Origin of the sequence: Streptomyces sp. NBC_00328 (assembly GCF_036139655.1) — a bacterium.
Lineage (GTDB): Bacteria > Actinomycetota > Actinomycetes > Streptomycetales > Streptomycetaceae > Streptomyces.
The window spans coordinates 503,641-522,738 of sequence record NZ_CP108013.1 but is presented as its reverse complement, the minus strand read 5'-3'; the positions used below and the strand labels follow the sequence as shown (position 1 = coordinate 522,738).

The 19,098-nt window shown below is 73.0% G+C and carries 4 protein-coding genes; 3 read left to right on the top strand and 1 reads right to left on the bottom strand.

The window, feature by feature from the left end:
- Positions 1-183: 183 nt before the first annotated feature.
- Positions 184-702 (bottom strand): hypothetical protein, encoded by a 519-nt coding sequence (locus OG485_RS02150; RefSeq protein ID WP_328663866.1) that lies wholly within the window; start codon positions 700-702, stop codon positions 184-186.
- A 487-nt stretch (positions 703-1,189) separates the two neighbouring features.
- Between OG485_RS02150 and OG485_RS02145 the strand changes: the two genes are divergently transcribed.
- The 3 genes from OG485_RS02145 (at position 1,190) to OG485_RS02135 (ending at position 19,056) form a co-directional block, all read left to right on the top strand.
- Complete coding sequence (locus tag OG485_RS02145; RefSeq protein ID WP_328663863.1) at positions 1,190-2,098, top strand: hypothetical protein; 909 nt, start codon at positions 1,190-1,192, stop codon at positions 2,096-2,098.
- Between the two features lie 578 nt (positions 2,099-2,676).
- A complete protein-coding gene (locus OG485_RS02140; protein WP_328663862.1) occupies positions 2,677-4,452 on the top strand; it encodes a fatty acyl-AMP ligase in 1,776 nt (591 codons plus the stop codon).
- Between the two features lie 339 nt (positions 4,453-4,791).
- Positions 4,792-19,056, top strand: a complete 14,265-nt coding sequence (locus tag OG485_RS02135) for an SDR family NAD(P)-dependent oxidoreductase (protein ID WP_328663859.1) — start codon at positions 4,792-4,794, stop codon at positions 19,054-19,056.
- The last annotated feature ends 42 nt before the right edge of the window (positions 19,057-19,098 follow it).

The following is a 19,098-nucleotide window of genomic DNA, read 5'->3' as shown; positions in this document are numbered from 1 at the left end:
GATTAACCCCGAAGGGCTTCCGGGCGAGACCGCTTGGTTCCTGTGGTCGTGGCGTACCGGGGCACGGATTTGATGACGCGCCCGGTGCCGGACACCCACCAAGGCGCCCTCCGGTGGTTGTCGCCCGCTCCGGTCCAGGGATACCCCCAACGGGTGGCAGCGGCATGCGCATACGAGGGTCGGCTACGCCCTCGGCACCGACCACTCCGCCGGCGCCTCCGGTGTCGTCGAGATGTACAGCACTCGTACGGGCCGCTGCTTCGACGGCACCGCGAACACCGTCTTCCCGCGCACGCACGAGCCCGCCTTCACGGTCGCCATGAGGGGATACTCCGGTCGCGGGAGGTCGTCGAACGTCACGCGGCTGGGCTTGATCCGCGCTCCGTCCGCGTACGCGAGTACCCACGAGTTGCGGGTGATCACGGCGAAGCCGTTCTTGAGGCACGCCCTGATCTCGACGGCGGCCCACGTGAACCCGGTCGTCCCGAACTCCTCGTCGGCGGAACGCCGGAGGTGGAACGTGCCCTGTTCGTACCGGAGCGCGGTCATTGCCATCGTCGATCCGTCGGTCGTGAAGGACAACGGCGTGCCGAGCGCGCGGGGCGCCTTCGGGTCCGGCTTCGCGGGGGTGCCGCCACCGGTGCAGGCCGTGACGGCGGTGAGCAGCAGGACGACGGTGACGGTGGTGGTGCGGGTGCGCATGGTCCCCCTGGTCGTGCGAGTCGAGGGAGGCATCATCGTGTGTGCATCGCCCGTTCCAGATGCATGTGTTCAAGCTGTGACCCGCCCGCCGCCGAGGTCTGGGTTCGGCCAGAACGCGGCGCTCGAGCTCTTCCCGCCGGGCAGCCGACCGTCCCTGTCCCTGTCCCTGTCCCGGCAGTTGGCTTCGCGTCGTGTGGCAGATGGCGGCCTGGCCGCCCTCCGAGTCGGCTGCACCCCGTCGATCGCCGACAGGGAAGCTGCCGGCCGAGAGAGCGGCTGTGCTCAACCCGTGCAGAATTGACGAGAGTTGTGAAAGGAGACAAGAATGTGGCTCGCTTCGCTGTGTCTGAAGAGAGCGAAGTGACGCGAGCGACGTGAGTGACACAGGCGTCCACGTCTTTGTCGGTCATGTCTTCATGGCACCCGTCCGTATCGCCCGCTCGCACTCTGCCACCTCCCACACCCTTGACCTTCACAGAGGCTCATCTTGTCGCGTTCGCAACAAACACGATTCCTCACCGCCCTCGCGGCAACGGCTTTCGCCGGTGCCGTGGTTCCCCTCGTCGGGGCAGGGGCCGCAAGCGCCACGACGTCCGGCGACTGCCAGTCCGCCACGGTCCAGTACCGCATCGTCGACGCCGACGGAAAGCCCGTGGGCGCGGACTGGTCCTCCCAGGGCGGGTTCCACCAGTGGGACACCGTCCCGGGAACGGTGGAGGTCCGGCTGGCCCCCGGTCAGAGCGTCGGTGACGGCTGCAAGTACCCCGTCTCCCTCGCCGAATACACCACCGAGGGGCCGAACTGGTTCGTCTCCGGTCACCAGGCCCTGGTCGACAAGGCCACCGTCTACCTCACCGCCGCGGACGTCGCGGACTCGGCCGACGCCAAGCAGACCTGGCAGAAGCTCGAGGTGAAGGCGCCCGACTGCTACGGCCAGATCGACCTGTACGGTGACGACGTCTCGTACGACGGAAAGACCGGGGAGGGCCACGGCCCGCTGCCCTATCAGCCCGACAACATCGCCACGCCGTACCACCTGATAGCCGCGTGGAACGGCGGCGAGAAGCCGTGCGCCCCCGCGACACCGGACTCGCCCTCCCCGTCGCAGTCCGCCCCCGCCACGCCCACCACCCCCGCGGCGAGCGAGCCGCCGGCCGACAAGACGACGGAGCCCGCCAGCCCCAAGCCGTCCAGCACGCCCTCCACGACGCCGGACGTGCCCCCGCTGACGTCGACGCCGCCCGCCACCCCGTCGCCGTCGCCCAGCGAGAGCACGCCGCCGCTGGCCGAGACCGGTGCGAGCGGCCCGCTCGGCCCCATCGCGGGAGGTGCGGCCCTGGTGATCGTCGCCGGAGCCGGTGCGGTCGTCATGTCCCGCCGTGCGCGTCGCTCCTGACGCAACACCCGGGATCACTCCCGAACGCTAGGTAGTTCGCAGGCTCCGCCCGCAGGACATCGACGCCACCCGCGTCGGCCTGCGGGCGGAGCTGTCTGGTCGGGGGCCGGGAGTGGGGAGCCGGGTCGAAGCACCTGTGTTGCGTTTGCCGCTGCCGCTGCCGCTGCCGCTGCCGCCCCACTGTCACGGCCACGGCGGGGCACGAGGTGGCCGGGTGGCTCGAACGTTGTTCGGAGTACGTGATGCGGCACACATGTTTTCCCAGTGCACCCCGCTTACCAGCCACTTCGCTCGGTTCATGTGTGGTGACAGACCGTCAGGTCGGCCAATTCCGCATTTAGTACCCGGGGTTACATCTGTCGAGTCGATCGAGCTTGCTATCGTGTTACTCGTTGGTAGCAATCCGTAGGGGGCCCCGGGAGGCCGGCGCGCATGTCGTCGGCGCTGCCTGGGCGGATTGGCCGAGACGGACGTTCTGGCAAGGGGGCCAGGCGGACGCGGTATCTGCGCGTACCCATGACGCGGCCTTCGAACTCCAGTCTTCCCGCTCACTCATCCGAACAGGTGAGACTCGTCTTATGGCTCGTTCCCTGGTCGATCTATTAACCCTGCATGCTTCCCGGCAACCCGACCGGACTGCCTACCGGTACCTCGTCACGGGTGACTGCGACGGAGAGATCCAGGACATCTCCTACGCGCGGCTCGCGGAGCGGTCCCGGGCCATCGCCGCGTGGCTCCAGGAGCGCGGCCTTGCCGGCTCCCGCGTCATGCTGCTGTATCCGCCCGGCATCGAGTTCATCTGCGGTTATCTCGGCTGTCTTTCGGCCGGGGTCGTCGCGGTGCCGGGATTGCCGCCGCACGGGCGGTCACAGAACCACCGCGCCCTGCTCCGGATGAAGCGTCTGATCGCCGACGCGGACGCCCAGGTGATCCTGGGCGGCCGCGAGGTGATCGCGGCCCTCGCCACCATGGCGGAACACCTGCCCGAACTGGCCGGGATCACCTGCGTCGCCACTGAGGACATCCCCGACGAGGCGGCCGGTTCCTGGCGTGAACCCGACCTCACCGCCGACTCCGTCGCCTTCCTCCAGTACACCTCCGGATCCACCTCCGCCCCGCGCGGGGTGATGGTGACCCACGGCAATCTGCTGGACAACGAGCGGGTCATCACCGAGCGGATGGGCCACACTCCCGACGTGATCGAGGAGTACGACCATGAACTCTTCGTCAGCTGGCTGCCCGTCTATCACGACATGGGCCTCATCGGTCCCGTCCTGAACGCGGCCTACCTCGGCGTGACCGCCACCCTCTTCTCCCCGCTGCACTTCCTGCAACGGCCCGAACGCTGGCTGACGGCCATCAGCCGGTATCGCCCGCACACCAGCGGCGGCCCCAACTTCGCCTACGAGCTGTGCCTGAAGCACACCACACCGGAACTCCTCGACACCCTCGACCTGAGCCGGTGGAAGGTCGCGTTCAACGGCGCCGAACCCGTGCGGGCCGCGACCCTGCGCCGGTTCACCGAGACCTTCGGCTCGGCCGGGTTCCGCCGCGAGGCCCTGTACCCGTGCTACGGCCTGGCCGAGGCCACGCTGATCGTCACGGGCGGTTCGGTGCACGCCCCGCCCACACTGGCCACCGCCACAGCCACAGCCGCGGCCACCACCGCCACTTCCACTGACGGGACCGGGGCGCGTGCCATCGCGCCGGAGGCCAGGTCGGTGGACGCGGCGGCGGTGGGTTCCGGCCGGCCGGGCCCCGGCGTCACCGTGGTGATCGCCGACCCCGAACGGCAGGAAGAACTCCCCGAGGGTGAGGTCGGCGAGATCTGGGTGTCCGGCGCGAGTGTCGCCAAGGGCTACTGGCGCAACGCGCTCGCCACCCGGCAGACCTTCCGGGCCGGCCTCGCTGGGCGCGAGGGCCGCTTCCTGCGCACCGGAGACCTCGGATTCCTGCGGGACGGCGAACTCTTCGTCACCGGTCGTCTCAAGGACCTGATGGTCATCGAGGGGCGCAACCACTACCCGCAGGACCTGGAACTGTCCGCCGAGATGTCCCACTGGGCGCTGCGGCCCGGCTGCACCGCCGCCTTCTCGGTGGACGTCGGGGGAGAGGGCGAGCAACCCGTCGTCGTGGCCGAGACGGCGCCGGAGGCGGTGGGCGAGTCGGAGAAGATCATCGATCTGATCCGCGGTGCGATCAGCGAGGCACATGGCCTGCCGGTACGCGACGTCGTGCTCGTCCACCCCGGCACCATCCCCAAGACGTCCAGCGGGAAGATCCAGCGCCGTGCGTCCCGGGCGGCGTATCTCGACGGCACGCTCTCCCTGGTCGGCGGGCCCGAGACGAGTTGACGGCGCCTGCCGGCAGTGCGCCCACGCGCTGCCGGCGGCTCAACGGCCGCTTCGGACAGGTCTGTTCGGCGGTCGCGGGCGGTGCTGTGACGGTTGTGCGTCAGCGTCAGCGTCAGCGCCATGGGAGTCATGCAGCGCTCGTACAACCGCCGGAATCCGCCGCTCCTCACCCGAATCCACCCTCCACCCTCCATCGTCTGCCGTCTGCCGTCTGCCGTCTGCCGTCTGCCGTCTGCCGTCTGCCGTGCACTGTGGGCACGGCGGCAGCAGTCGTGCGCACCCGTCGCGTCGGCCGTACGGAATCCACCTGCGCCCAAGTTCACGAGGACACCAGCCCAGATGCCTGCGAACGAGTCCCCGAAGCGGTACACCGAGATGTCCCCGACGACCTCCGAGGGGGTGCGGACCTGGTTGACGTCCGCCGTCGCGGAAGTTGCCGGGCTTGCCCCGTCGGCCGTCGCGCCGGAGCGTCCGATCGCCGAATTCGGTCTGGGATCAGTGCAGTTGGTGACACTCGTCGCGGGCCTGTCCGAGTGGACCGGGCGGCCCCTCGAACCGTCCGTGGTCTTCGACCACCCCACCATCGCGGGGATCGCCGCGGCCGTCTTCGACGAACAGCCCCTGGGTGCGCCCGATCTGGCTCTGGCCCCGGCCTCGACGCCGACCGGCCCGTCCGTGCGCGGGGGTGACGACATCGCGATCATCTCCATGGCCTGCCGGTTCCCCGGTGGCGCAGACGACCCGGAATCGCTCTGGCGGCTGCTGGCCGCGGGCGAGGACGCCGTCGGCGAGGTGCCCGCGGGCCGCTGGGAGACCCACGAGCTCTACGACCCCGACCCCGACGCCGTCGGCAAGGCGTACTCCCTGCGCGGCGGCTTCCTGACCGGCATCGACCGTTTCGACGCGGCCTTCTTCGGGATCTCGCCGCGCGAGGCCGCGGCCATGGACCCGCAGCAACGGCTGCTGCTCCAGACCGGCTGGGAGGCGATCGAGCGCGCCGGGATCGTCCCGGAGACGCTGAACGGCACCCGGACGGGTGTCTATGTCGGCCTGTACGACAGCGGATACCTCGCCTCGGCCCCGCTGGACCGGCTCGACGGGCACGTCGGCACGGGCTCGGCGTCCAGCGTGGCGTCCGGGCGCATCGCCTACACCCTGGGACTCCAGGGGCCTGCCGTCACGGTCGACACCGCCTGCTCCTCCTCTCTCGTGTCCCTGCACCTGGCGGCGCGGGCACTGGCCGGCGGAGAGTGCGACCTCGCGCTGGCCGGTGGCGCCACACTCCTCGTGACACCCCGCGGGCACGTCGAGTTCAGCAGGCTGCGCGGGCTGTCGCCGTCCGGTCGGTGCAGCCCGTTCTCCACCGACGCGGACGGGGTGGTGTGGGCCGAGGGCTGCGGTCTGGTGCTTCTCAAGCGGCTCGCGGACGCGCGCCGGGACGGCGACCGGGTCCTCGCGGTCGTCAAGGGGTCGGCGATCAACCAGGACGGCCGCAGCCAGGGCCTGAGCGCGCCGAACGGTCCGGCACAGGAACGGGTGCTGCGTGCCGCCCTGGACGACGCCGGGCTGCTGCCCGACGACCTGGACTACGTCGAGGCCCACGGCACGGGCACGCCGCTCGGTGACCCCATCGAAGGTCGCGCGCTCGCGTCGGTCTTCGGACCTGGCCGCCCGGCGGACCGGCCGCTTGGCGTCGGCTCCCTGAAGTCCAACATCGGTCACACACAGGCCGCGGCGGGCATCGGCGGCGTCATCAAGACGGTCCTGTCCCTCGGCCATGAACGCCTCCCCGCGTCCGTGCACGCCGAGACCCCGACCGAGCACGTCGCCTGGGCGGACGGTGGCCTGCGCGTGCAGAGCGGCGCCGAGACGTGGCCGCGCCGGGCCGACCGGGTGCGGCGGGCCGGGGTGAGCGCGTTCGGGATCAGCGGCACCAACGCGCATGTGGTGCTGGAGGAGTCACCGCAGGACCTGACACGACCGACGGCGACACCGACGCAGGATGCGGCACCGACACCGACACCGACGCAGGATGCGGCACCGACACCGACACCGACACCGACGCAGGATGCGGCACCGATGTCGGCAGGCACTCCGACACAGGGCGTGACACCGACACCGGCCGCCACGTCGGCACACGCCACGGCGTCGACTCCCGCGCCCGCCCCGGCGGAGGCCGCGACACCGACGCCGGCCGCCACTCCGACACAGGCCACGACGCCGAAGCCGACCGCCCCTCCGACGCCCGTCCGGCACCCCCGTACCGGGCAACCCGCGCTCTTCCCGCTGTCCGCCCGCACCCCCTCGGCCCTCCGTGGCCAGGCGGCCCGCCTGCTCGACGTGCTCGCCGCGCAACCGCGGCCGGAACTGCCCGGCGTGGCCGGAACACTGACCCACCACCGCACACACTTCGAGCACCGCGCCGTCGTCAGGGCGGGCGACCACGACGAACTGCTCACCGCCCTCCGCGGCCTCGCCGAGGGGGAGCCGGACCCCGATCTGGTCGTGGGCCCGCAACAGACCCTCCCATCGAGCAAGTTGGCATTCGTCTTCCCCGGTCAGGGCGCCCAGTGGTCCGGCATGGCCCGCGAACTCCTCGACCGTTCACCGGCGTTCGCCGACGAACTCGACCGCTGCGACGCCGCGCTGCGCCCGTTCACCGTCTGGTCGGTGGCCGCCGTCCTGCGTGGCGACGAGGGCGCCCCTTCCCTGGAACGGGTCGACGTCGTCCAGCCGGTCCTCTTCGCCGTGATGGTCTCCCTGGCCGCGGTGTGGCGGGCCCGTGGCGTCCGGCCGGACGCGGTGGTCGGACACAGCCAGGGCGAGGTCGCCGCGGCCTGCGTCGCCGGGGCGCTGAGCCTCAACGACGCCGCGGCGGTGGTCGCCCTGCGCAGCCAGGCCCTGACCGCGATGTCCGGCACCGGGACCATGGCCGTCGTCGCCCTGCCGCACAGCGAGGTCGAGGCGCGCCTAGCCGGCCTCGGCGGCCGGGTGTCCGTCGCCGCCGTGAACAGCGGCCGCTCGACGGTGATCGCCGGTGACGTGGAGCCCCTCGACGCCCTGCTCGCCGACCTCGACCGGGAGCAGGTGTTCGTCCGCCGCCTCGACGTCGACTACGCCTCCCACAGCGCCCGGGTCGAGCCACTGCGCGCGACGATCCTCGACGAACTCGACGGCGTCACCACCTCCCCGACCACCGTCGCCTGGTACTCCACGGTCACCGGCGAGCCGGTCACCCAGGAGCTGGAGGCCGGCTACTGGTACACGAACCTGCGTGAACCCGTGCGCTTCGCGTCCGCCGTGGAACGCATGGTCGCCGACGGATACCGCCACTTCGTCGAACTCAGCCCCCACCCCTCCCTCGTCACCGCCGTGCGCACGGTCGCCGAGGACCACGGCCACGACGACCTGGTCGCCGTCGGATCGCTGCGCCGCGACGAGGACGGACCCGCCTGCCTGGACCGGGCCGCCGCCGAACTCCACGTCCACGGACGGCGGATCGACTGGCGCCGCGTCGTTCCCGATGGGGAGACGGCCGAACTGCCCACATACGCCTGGGATCCACAGTCGTACTGGACCGAAGCCGAGTCCGGGCCGGTGGCCTCCGGCCTCTTCGACCGCGCCGCGCACCCTCTCCTGGGCGTTCAGCTGCGCTCGGTGGACGAGACCCGCTGGACCTTCCGCAACGAATGGTCCCCGGCCACCGCCGACTGGCTGGCCGACCACGCCGTGTTCGGGCGGACCGTGGTGTCGGGCACGACCATGATGGAGCTGTGCCGTGCCGCGCTCGCCGTGGCCCGCCCGGACCTCCCCGGCGACGTGACCGATCTGCTCCTGCTCGCACCCCTCGTGCTGCCCCGGACCGGCACGGTCGAGGTGTCGGTCGAAGTGGTCACCACCGGATCCGCGCCCGAGGTCACCGTGCACAGCCGCCCGCGCGGCCCGGAGGCCCCGGGCTGGACCCTGCACGCCACCGCGTCGGCGTCCGCCTCCGCCCCGGCGACGACGGCGCTGCCGCCGGTGTGGCCGGAGGCCGCCGAGTCCGCCTGGGGCGCGCAGACGTACGAGCGACTGGCCACTCTCGGTCTCGGCTACGGCCCCTCCTTCCAAGGCGTCCGGTCGGCGGTCACGACCACCGCCGACGGCGAAGTGCTGGCCCGGCTGTCGCTGCCTGCCGTGGCCCGCGGCTCGGCCGATCCCTACCCCGTCCACCCGGCACTGCTGGACGCCGCACTGCACGTGGCCGCGGCACTGGACGCGTCCGACGGCCGGGTGCTGCTCCCGGTCGCGGTGGGCCGCTGCGTCCTGCCGCCCGGCGGCGCGAGGGACCTCACGGCGCTGGTACGGCGGACGGGCGGCTCGGCGACGGACCTCGCCCTCGACGTGACCCTGTGGGACGCCGACGGCCTCCCGGCGGGCCGGCTGGAGGACGTACGGCTGCGGGCCGCCGACCCGGCGGACCTCGACGGCGCTTCGGAGAACGACCGGCACCTGTACGAAGTGGCGTGGACGGCCGTGACCGAACCGCCCGTGACCGAACAGCCCGCGACGGTGCCGCAGGCTGTGTGGGCCCTGCACGGCGACCGCTCCGACCCGGAGGTCGCGGCCGCCCTGCGGGGCCTGGCGGCGGCAGGCGTCCAGGTGCGCGACACGGGCGCCGACATCGTCGTACGGTTCTGGCCGCGTCCGGCTCTCGATGCCGAACTGGCCGTTGCCGCACAGGAGTTGGCCGCGACGGCGCTCGCCGAACTGCGCGCCCTGATCGCGCTCACGGACGACCCGCCGCCCGCCCGGACCGTCTGGGTGACCCGCGGCGCGGTCGCGACCGGTGCCCAGGACACCGTGCCCGGCCTGGCCCAGTCGGTGCTGTGGGGACTCGCCCGCAGCGCCCGGGCCGAACACCCGCACCTCGGGCTGACCCTGCTCGACCTCGCGGGCGCCGACCCCGCCGACGCCCTTCCGACGGCCCTCGCGCATACCGGCGAGCCCGAACTCGCCTTCCGCGAAGGCTCCTTGCTCGCTCCACGGCTGGTCCGTTCCCGCGCTGCCACCCCCCTGCGAATCCCGCCCGTCACCGCCGCGCGCGAGGCGCTCCGGCGGGGCGAAGCGTCGAACACCCCAGTCGCCCTCGACCTCGTCGGCCGCGGCACCCTCGTGCCCACCGACGGTACGGTGCTGATCACCGGCGGGCTCGGTGCCGTCGGCCTGCACATCGCCCGGCTCCTGGCCGAACGCGGCGTCCTCCGACTGCTCCTGACCTCGCGTCAAGGCTCCGCGGATCCACGTGCCGCGGAGGTCACCGCCGAACTGACCGCGCTCGGAACCGAGGTCGAGATCGCGGAGTGCGACGTCGCGGACCCGGGCGCACTGGCCGGCGTACTCGCAGGTGTCGGCGACGAGTTGCCGCTGCGCGGAGTCGTGCACTGCGCCGGAATCCTGGACGACGGGGTGGTCGCCGAGCTGACGCCCGAACGCCTCGCGAGGGTGCTGCGCCCCAAGGTGGACGGCGCCGCCCATCTGCACCGGCTCACCGCCGGCACACCGCTCGGCCTGTTCCTGCTGATCTCCTCCGCGGCCGGCGTGCTCGGCAACCCGGGCCAGGGCAACTACGCCGCGGCCAACGTCTTCCTCGACCAACTGGCCCACCACCGGCGAGCCTTGGGTCTGGCCGCGGTCTCCGTCTCCTTCGGCGCCTGGGCGGATGAGGGTCTCGCCGCCACACACGCCGACCTGGACCGGATGGCCCGGCTCGGCCACCGCGCCCTGACCCCCGACCAGGGCCGCGAACTCGTCGAACTCGCCCTGCGCCGGGGCGCACCGCACCTGATCGCCGCGTCCTTGGACCTGCCCCGCCTGCGCGCGGCCACCGCTGCCGCGGACGACGGTACGGCGGCCCTGTGGCGCTCGCTGCTGCCCGCACCCCGCACCGGTCAGGACGGCGGTGCCGGTCTGGCCGACCGGCTGGCCCGGCTCCCCGAGGCCGACCGCCCCGCACGGGTCCTGGCCCTCGTCCGTGAGGAGGCGTCCCGGGCGCTCGGCCTGCCCTCGGCGGAGTCCGTGCGTCCCGATCAGCCGCTGCGCGAGCTCGGCATGGACTCCGTGACAGCGGTGGAGCTCCGCAACCGCATCGGCACCCGGATCGGCGCCCGGCTCCCCGCCACCCTGCTGTTCGACCACCCCACCGCCGCCCGGCTCTCCGCCCACCTGCTGACCACCGCGCTCGCCACGGACGGCCGGACCCCCCGGCGCGGCACACCCGATCCCCGGTCTCCCGTCGCCCCGGCGGCGACGGCGGACGAGCCGCTGGCCCTGGTGGCCATGGCCTGCCGTCTGCCCGGCGGCGTGAGCGACCCCGAGGGACTTTGGCGCCTCGTCGCCGAGGGACGCGACGCGGTGGGCCCGTTCCCGGCGGACCGCTGGGACGTGGAGTCGCTGCACGACCCCGACCCGGAGGCCCTGGGCACGTCGTACGCCAAGGAAGGCGGCTTCCTCGACGACCTGGAGTCCTTCGACGCGGGATTCTTCGGGATCACTCCGAAGGAGGCCGCGAGCATGGACCCGCAGCAGCGAGTGCTGCTGGAGACGGCCTGGGAGGCACTGGAGCGCGCCGGGATCGTGCCGGCCGAGCTGGCCGGCAGCAACACCGGTGTGTACGTCGGCATGTTCGGCAGCGACTACCTGGCGGGCTCCCGGCTCGACGAGCTGGACGGCTACGTCGGCACGGGGTCCGCGCCGAGCGTGGCCTCGGGCCGGCTCGCGTACACGCTGGGGCTGAACGGACCGGCGCTGACGGTGGACACCGCCTGCTCGTCGTCCCTGGTGGCGCTGCACCTGGCGGCACAGGCACTGCGGGCGGGCGAGTGCGATCTGGCGCTCGCCGGCGGGGTGACGCTGATGGTGACGCCGGGAACCTTCGTCGAGTTCAGCCGGCTGCGGGGACTGTCGCCGACCGGCCGCTGCCGCTCCTTCTCCGACGACGCCGACGGTGCCGTCTGGGCCGAGGGCGCGGGCATGGTCGTACTGAAGCGGCTCGGCGACGCGCGGCGCGACGGCGACGAGGTGCTGGCCGTGCTGCGCGGTACGGCCGTCAACCAGGACGGCCGCAGCCAGGGCCTGTCCGCGCCCAACGGTCCGGCCCAGGAACAGGTGATCCGGCGGGCCTTGGAGCTGTCCGGCCTGGAACCCGCCGACATCGACTACGTCGAGGCGCACGGGACCGGCACCACCCTCGGCGACCCGATCGAGGCGAACGCCCTCGCGGAGGTCTTCGGCACCTCGCGCCCCCGAGGCAGGCCCCTGCATCTCGGCTCGCTCAAGTCCAACATCGGTCACGCGCAGGCGGCTTCGGGCGTGCTCGGTCTCATCAAGGTCGTGCAGTCCCTGCGCAACCAGTCCCTGCCGCGCACCCTGCACGCGAGCACGCCCAGTCGCCATGTCGACTGGGACGACAGCGGGTTGCACCTGCTGCGGGAGACGGTCGCCTGGCCGGCGTCGGGCGGACGCGTACGGCGGGCCGGTGTGAGCGCCTTCGGGATCAGCGGAACCAACGCTCACCTGATCCTGGAGGAGGCCGAGCGCGCCGAGGCGCCGACGCGGAACGAAATCGCCCCGGGTGCAAGGCTGTTCGCGCTGTCAGGGCGGGGTGAGGCCGCCGTGCGGGGGCAGGCCGCACGCCTGGCCCGCCACCTGGACGAGGACGTCGCCCTGTCCGACGTCGCCCACACCCTGGCGCGACACCGCAGCCACTTCGAACAGCGAGCGGCGATCGTGGCCGGCGACCGCGAAGAACTGCGCTCACGGCTCGACGCGTTGGCGACCGGACACCTGCCCCTGGCGCCGATTCGCGCGGAACAGACGGGCAAGGTGGCCTTCGTCTTCGCCGGGCACGGCGGCCAGTGGCCCGGCATGGGTGTGGAGCTGGCGGCCGAGTCGGAGGCCTTCCGCGAGGAGCTGGCCCGTATCGACGAGGCGGTGCGCGGACAGGTCGGCTGGTCGGTGCTCGACGTGCTGCGGGCACCGGAGGAGTTCGCTCCGTTCGACCGCACCGAGTACCTGCAACCGGTGCTGTTCGCGGTCAACGCGTCCCTGGCCGCAGCCTGGCGCGCGCTCGGGGTCCGCCCGGACGCCGTGATCGGACACAGCCTGGGCGAGATCGCCGCCGCGTACAGCGCGGGCGCCCTCACCCTGGACGACGCCGTGTCCGTGGTCAACGGGCGCGCCCGGGCGGTCGCCCCACTGGTCGGACGGGGCGGCATGCTGGCCCTGGAGCTGCCGCGCACGGAGACCGAGAAGCTGCTCGCGCTGCACCCCGGCCGGCTGTTCGTCGCGGCGGTCAACAGCCCGCATTCCACGGCCGTCTCCGGTGACACCGAAGCACTGGCAGAGCTGTGCGCGCATCTCGAAGCGCGGGACGTCCCGGTCCGGCGGCTGTCGACGCCGTTCGCCTCCCACACCCCCCTGATGGACCCGGTCCGCGCGGATCTGCTGGACCGGCTCTCCGGTATCAGGGGCACGTGGGCGGCGACCCCGCTGTACTCGACGGTGGCGGCCGAACCGGTGCCCGGCGACCGGCTGGACGCCGAGCACTGGTACGCGAACCTCGGGCGCCCCGTCCGCTTCGCGGACACGATCCGGCGGATGCTGGACGACGGCTACCGCTACTTCGTCGAGCTGAGCCCGCACCCCTCGCTCACCGCTTCCGTCGAGGCGGTGGCGGCCGAGGCGGGGATCGACGCGGTCGCGGTCGGCTCGCTGAGCCGTGGGAGGGACGGACGGGACGTTCTGCTGGGCCGGGTCGGGGAGTTGTACGAGGCCGGGCACACGCCCGACTGGCCCGTGCTGCTGCCGGAGGGGCGCCGGATCGACCTGCCCACGTACGCCTTCGCCCGCGAACGCCACTGGCGCGCACCTGCCCCGGCCACCGCAACGGCCGGAGGCTCACCGCTCCTCGGCACCCATGTCGAGGCCAGCGACACACCCGGCCGGCACGTCTTCCAGAGCGACATCGACCTGCGAGACAGCCGCTTCGCCTACCTCACCGACCACCGGGTCACCGGCGAGGTCTGGATGCCCGGCGCCGCCTTCCTCGACCTGGCGCTGGAGGCCGCGTCCGCGCTCCGGGACGGCGGCGAGACACGACTGGCCGACGTGAGATTCGTACGGCCCCTGGCCCTCGACGCGCAGAAGCCCGTACGGCTGCAACTGGTCCTGCATCCCGTCGGGGAGGACGGTTCAAGGGACTTCACCATCGCCTCTGCGGCAGCCGGGGAACGGCACGCGCCCTGGGAGCGGCACGTCACCGGACGGGTCGTCGACGGCGCCGCCGAACCCGCGCCCACCGCGCCCGACACGGGCGAGGAGCTTTCCGCGCTGCGTGAACGATGCGGGGAAGAGGCCGACCTGCCCGCCGTCTACGCGGGGCTCACAGCCCTGGGCATCGACTACGGTCCCTCCTTCCGGCTCCTGGAGCAGGGCCACCGCACGACGACCACCGCGGTCGGCCGGCTCACCCGGCGGCCCGCCGCCGGTCACCTCCTGCACCCCGCGGTCCTCGACGCCGCCTTCCACACGGCGGCCCTGCCCACCGACGCGCCCGAGGGCCGGGCCTTCGTGCCCGCCGGTGTCGGACGGCTGCGCTTCACCGGCCTGCGCTCCGCTCCCGCGTGGGCGACCTGCCGACTGCACACCGTGGACGGCGACACCGCACTCCTGGATCTGCGGCTCTGGGACGAGCAGGGTCAACTGGTCCTGGAGGCGACGGAGTTCCAGCTCGCCGCGCTCTCGCCGCTGGACGGCGCGCTGTTCGAGACCCGCTGGCAGCCGCGCCCGCCCGCGCAGGAGCGGCCCGTCGACGGCGGCTGGCTCGTCCTCGCCGACGAGACCGGGGTGGCCGACGCACTCGCGGAGCGGTTGGCCTTGGCCGCCGTCCCCCATGTGATCGTGCGCAGGGGAGCGGCGTTCGGCGCCCAGGGCCCCGGTCGCTATGTCCTCGATCCGTCCGATCCAGGGCAGTTGACCCGCCTGCTCGACGAGGCCTTCCCCGACGGGCCGCCGGAACGGGTGGTGCAGCTGTCCGCCCTCGACGCTCCGGCCGTCGAGGACGCCGCCACGGCCGAAGAGGCCGCGCGCTGCTGCTGCTTGAGTACCCTGCACCTGGTGCGCGCGCTCGCCGACCGGCCCCGGGGCCGCTCGCCGCGCCTGTTCGTCGTCGTACGGGGCAGCCAGGCAGCCGGCGACAGCACGCGGGTGACGCACCCTCAGCAGGCTCTCGCCTGGGGCTTCGGACTCTCCGTGGCCCAGGAATACCCGGAACTGCTCACCACGCTGATCGACCTGCCGGCCACGAACGACGACGACGGCCTGTGGACGCAGCTCCGGCACGCGGACGACGAACGGCTCGTCGCGCTGCGGGAACCGGGCCGGCTCGTGCCACGGCTCGCCCGCACCCGCCCGGACGAGGGAGGGCACGACGGGATCACCGCGGACGGCGTGCACCTGATCACGGGCGGTCTGGGCGGTCTCGGCCGGGTGGCCGCCGAGCGGCTGGTCCGCCGGGGTGCCCGCCGACTGGCCCTGCTGAGCCGGGGCGGGCCCGACACGGTGGCCGAGAGCTGGATCAAGGGGATCGAAGCACGCGGTGTCACCGTCCACCTCGCCCGCGCGGACGTCGCTGACCGCGCCGCGCTCACGGCCGCCCTGGACGCCGTACGACGTGAGGCCGGACCGATCGCCACCGTCGTCCACGCGGCAGGTGTCCTCGACGACGCCACGCTGGCGAACCTGACCGACGAACGCGTCCTGCGCGTGCTCGCCCCCAAGGTCCTGGGCACCGCCCTTCTCACCGAACTGGCCCCGGAGGCCGAGAGGTTCGTCCTCTTCGCCTCCGCGGCAGGTGTCCTCGGCTCGCCCGGTCAGAGCCCGTACGCGGCGGCGAACGCGTTCCTCGACGCCTGGGCACACCACCTCTCCCGCACCGACCGCCGGGCGCTGAGCCTGGACTGGGGCGCCTGGACGGAGGTCGGCATGGTCGCCGGTTCCGGCGCCCGGGCGGCCGAGACCAGCCGTTCGGGTCTCGTCGCCTTCACTCCGGCGGAGGGCGGCGACCTGTTCGAGCGGGTGCTCGCCACCTCCCGCCGCCAGCTCGCCCCCCTCGCCCTGGACCCGGAGGCACTCGAGCTCGACCAGGAAGCGGCGCGCACCCGCCCGATCCTCGCCGACCTGATCACCGTCGCAGCCGACCCCGCGGGCACGGACGACCTCGTCGCCCGGGTGTTCGCGGCGACGACGGACCAGGACCGGGCCGCATGGCTCGAAGCGTATGTACGGGCCAAGGTCGGCCAGGTCTCCGGCGGTGCCGTGGAGTTGTCCGCGACGACGGCCCTCAAGGAACTGGGCCTGGACTCGCTCATGCTGGTCCGGCTGCGCAACGCCTTCACCCGCGAACTCGGCGCCGAACTCCCGGCCGCCGCCGTCTTCTCGGCGTCCGACATCCGGAGCCTCGCACGGGCCCTGGGCGAGGTGCTGCCCGAACGCGCCACCGGGCCACGGAGCGAGGAGCCACAGCCCGGCGTCACCTCCGAGGTGCCCGAGAGCGAGCTGCGGCCCGCGACCCGCGACGTCGTACGGCTGCTGCGCAGCGCCCAGCCGGGCATGCCGGACGCGGCGCACTCCGTCGGCCTGGCCGTCCGGCTCACCACGCCGACCACCCGCGAGGCCCTCACCGACATCGTCACCCGGCTCGCCGGACGGCACGCGGCCCTGCGCACGGCGATCGCCGGAAGCGGCGGACGGGGCCGACAGCTGTGTGTGGTGCGGGAGCCGGCCGAGCCGCTGCTGCGCTGGACGGAGCTGCCCGCCGATGCCGAACCGGACGCCGACGACCGGTTGTCCCGGCTGCTGGAGCCACCGTTCGACCTGGCCAGGGCGCCCCTGTGGCGGTTCGAGCTGCTCGACGCCGGTGCTCGTGGCCAGGTGCTGGTGTTCGGAGCGCACCACGCGGTGAGCGATCTCCAGTCGCTGCTGCTCGTCGCGGGGGAGATCGACGCCGAACTGTCCGGTACCTCGCTCGGCGACGCCGTCACCAACCGTGACATCGACCTCCTCATCGAGGCACAGCGGACCGGCGATGCCCCCGGCGGCGCCGGTGCCGGTGCCGCCGCCGAATGGCGCGAGGCCTTCCACGGCAGTGAGCGTCTCGACCTGACGCTCGCCCGGCCGCGCCCGGCGACGCGTTCGTACCGGGCCGGGAGCGTGACCGTGGCGATACCCGACGGGCTGATGGAGCGGGTGTCGGCGACCGCGAGCAGGCTGGCCGTCACACCGGCGGCCTTCTGCCTCGGCACCCTGACCGTCCTGCTGGCCAGGATGCGTGAGCGGGAGCGCTTCGTGCTCGCCGTGCCCGTCGACACCCGCATCCACGCCGACGCGTACGACGCGGTGGGGTTCTTCGGCGTACCGGTGCCGTTCCCGGCACAAGCGGTGGCGGGGGAGCGGATCGAGGACGTGCTGCGCCGGACGGACACGCGCCTGAACCGGGTCCTCGCCAAGGGCGCCATGTTCTCGGACGTGCTGTCCACACTGACAGGGCAGGGACTGCACCGGGCGAACGCCCCGCTGGTGGAGGTGTACTTCAACTTCGTACGCTCCTCGGCGGCCCGCTTCGGACGACTGGAGGTGCTCCCGGCCGGAACCGGATACTCGGACCTCGATCTGATGGTCACCATGACCCCGGACGCCGGCCGCGTACGGCTGGATCACAATCTCGACATCCTGGACGCGGCGGCCTCCACCGAGTTGGCGGAGACGTTCCTGCGGCTGCTCGCGGAGACGGCCGACAACCCGGCAGCGGCGGTCCGGGCGACGGGTACGACGGCTGCCGCCGCGACGGGCGCGGCGGCAACGCCGGTCGCGATGGTTCCTGCTGCGACGGGTGCACCGGGAGCGACGGCAGCCACGGTCGTGACGTCGACTCCGGTCACTCGGGGCATCGTTGCCCGCCCTCGCCGCTCGCTCGCGCTCGCCGCCACCTTCGCCCTCGGCAATCTGCCGCTGCTGTGCGAGGCGGCGATCGAGGAGGGCACCCGGGAAGGGGAGCGAACGCGGGACCAGAGGCCGACGGTGGCGGAAGCCCCGTACCATCAGGTGCTCGCCGCGTTGTGCGATCCCTCGGGCGTCTTCACCGATCCCACGACAGCGGTGGGCGTGGTGCTGCTGCGGGCGGCGGACCTGGAGCGGTTCGGCCCGGTCACCGACGAGGCGCTGACCGAACTGCGCGCCGCGTACCCGGCCGCGCTGCGGGCCCTGTCCGAGCGGACCCGCAGACCACTGATCGTCGGCGTCCTTCCCTCGGCGCGGCAGGACGAACGCCTCGGGCGATGGGAGAGCGACCTCGCAGCCGAGCTGACCGATGAGCCCGGCATCGCGGTGCTCGGCCCGGACGAGTGGACGCGCCACCACGCCGTCACGGAGCGCTTCGACGAACGGACCGAGCGGCTGGCCCATCTCCCCTTCACCCCGCGGTTCCAGGCGGCGGTGGCCCTGCGGCTGGCCCAGGTGGCACGAGCGGTCCTGCGCCCGGCACCGAAGGTGATCGCGGTGGACGGCGACGAGACCCTGTGGGGCGGGGTCGCCGGGGAGATCGGCCCCGAGGCGGTGGACGTGAGCGGACCGCGCGCCCGGCTGGCGGGGACACTGCTGCGATGGCGTGCCGCGGGCGCGCTGCTCGCTCTGGTCAGCAACAACGACGAGGACACCGTACGGGCCGTCCTGGACCGTCCGGACAGCACGCTCAAGGCGGAGCACTTCAGCGTGCTGTCCGCCGGCTGGGGTCCGAAGCCGGGCCGGCTCACGGAGGCGGCGCGCACCCTCGACCTGGGTCTGGACAGCTTCCTCTTCCTCGACGACAACCCGGTCGAGATCGAGAAGATGCGGTCGGCGCTGCCGGAGGTGCTGTCGGTGACCTGCCCTCCGACGGCCGAACTGGACGATTTCCTGGGGCGCTTGTGGCCCCTCGTTCCGGCTGCGGCGACGGCCGAGGACGGGCTGCGAGCGGGGTTCTACGCGCAGGAGCGGGAGCGGGAAGCGGTGCGCGAGCAGGCCGGATTCGAGGAGTTCCTCGCCCAGTTGGAGCTGGAGGTCGACATCCGGGCCCTGTCCGGAGCCGATGTCGAGCGGGCGGAACAACTCGTCCGCCGCACCAATCAGTTCACCCTCCGCCCCCGGTCCGCCGACGGTGGCGATCTGGCGCGGTGGCGGGAGCAGGGCGAGGTCTGGACGGCCGCGGCGCGGGACCGCTTCGGCGACTACGGCCAGATCGGCCTGCTCGCACTGCGCGTGGACGGCGATCAACTCGACGTCCTCGCATGGAACCTGAGCTGCCGCGCGCTCGGCCGAGGCGTCGAGGAACGGCTGTTGGGGTGGCTGGCGGACCGAGCCGACCGACTGGGCTGCGTGAAGGTCCGGCTCACGGCGGAGCGCACCGACCGCAACGTGCCGGCCCGGCGGCTGCTGGCGGCGCTCGGTGGCGGTGACCAGGACGACGAGCACCTGGAGACCGTGGTCACCCCGGAACAACTGCGGACCTTCCGCTCCTGGCGACGCCGGTGAGCGGGCCGGCGGCCTGGCCCGCGGAAGCACTGCGGAAAGAGA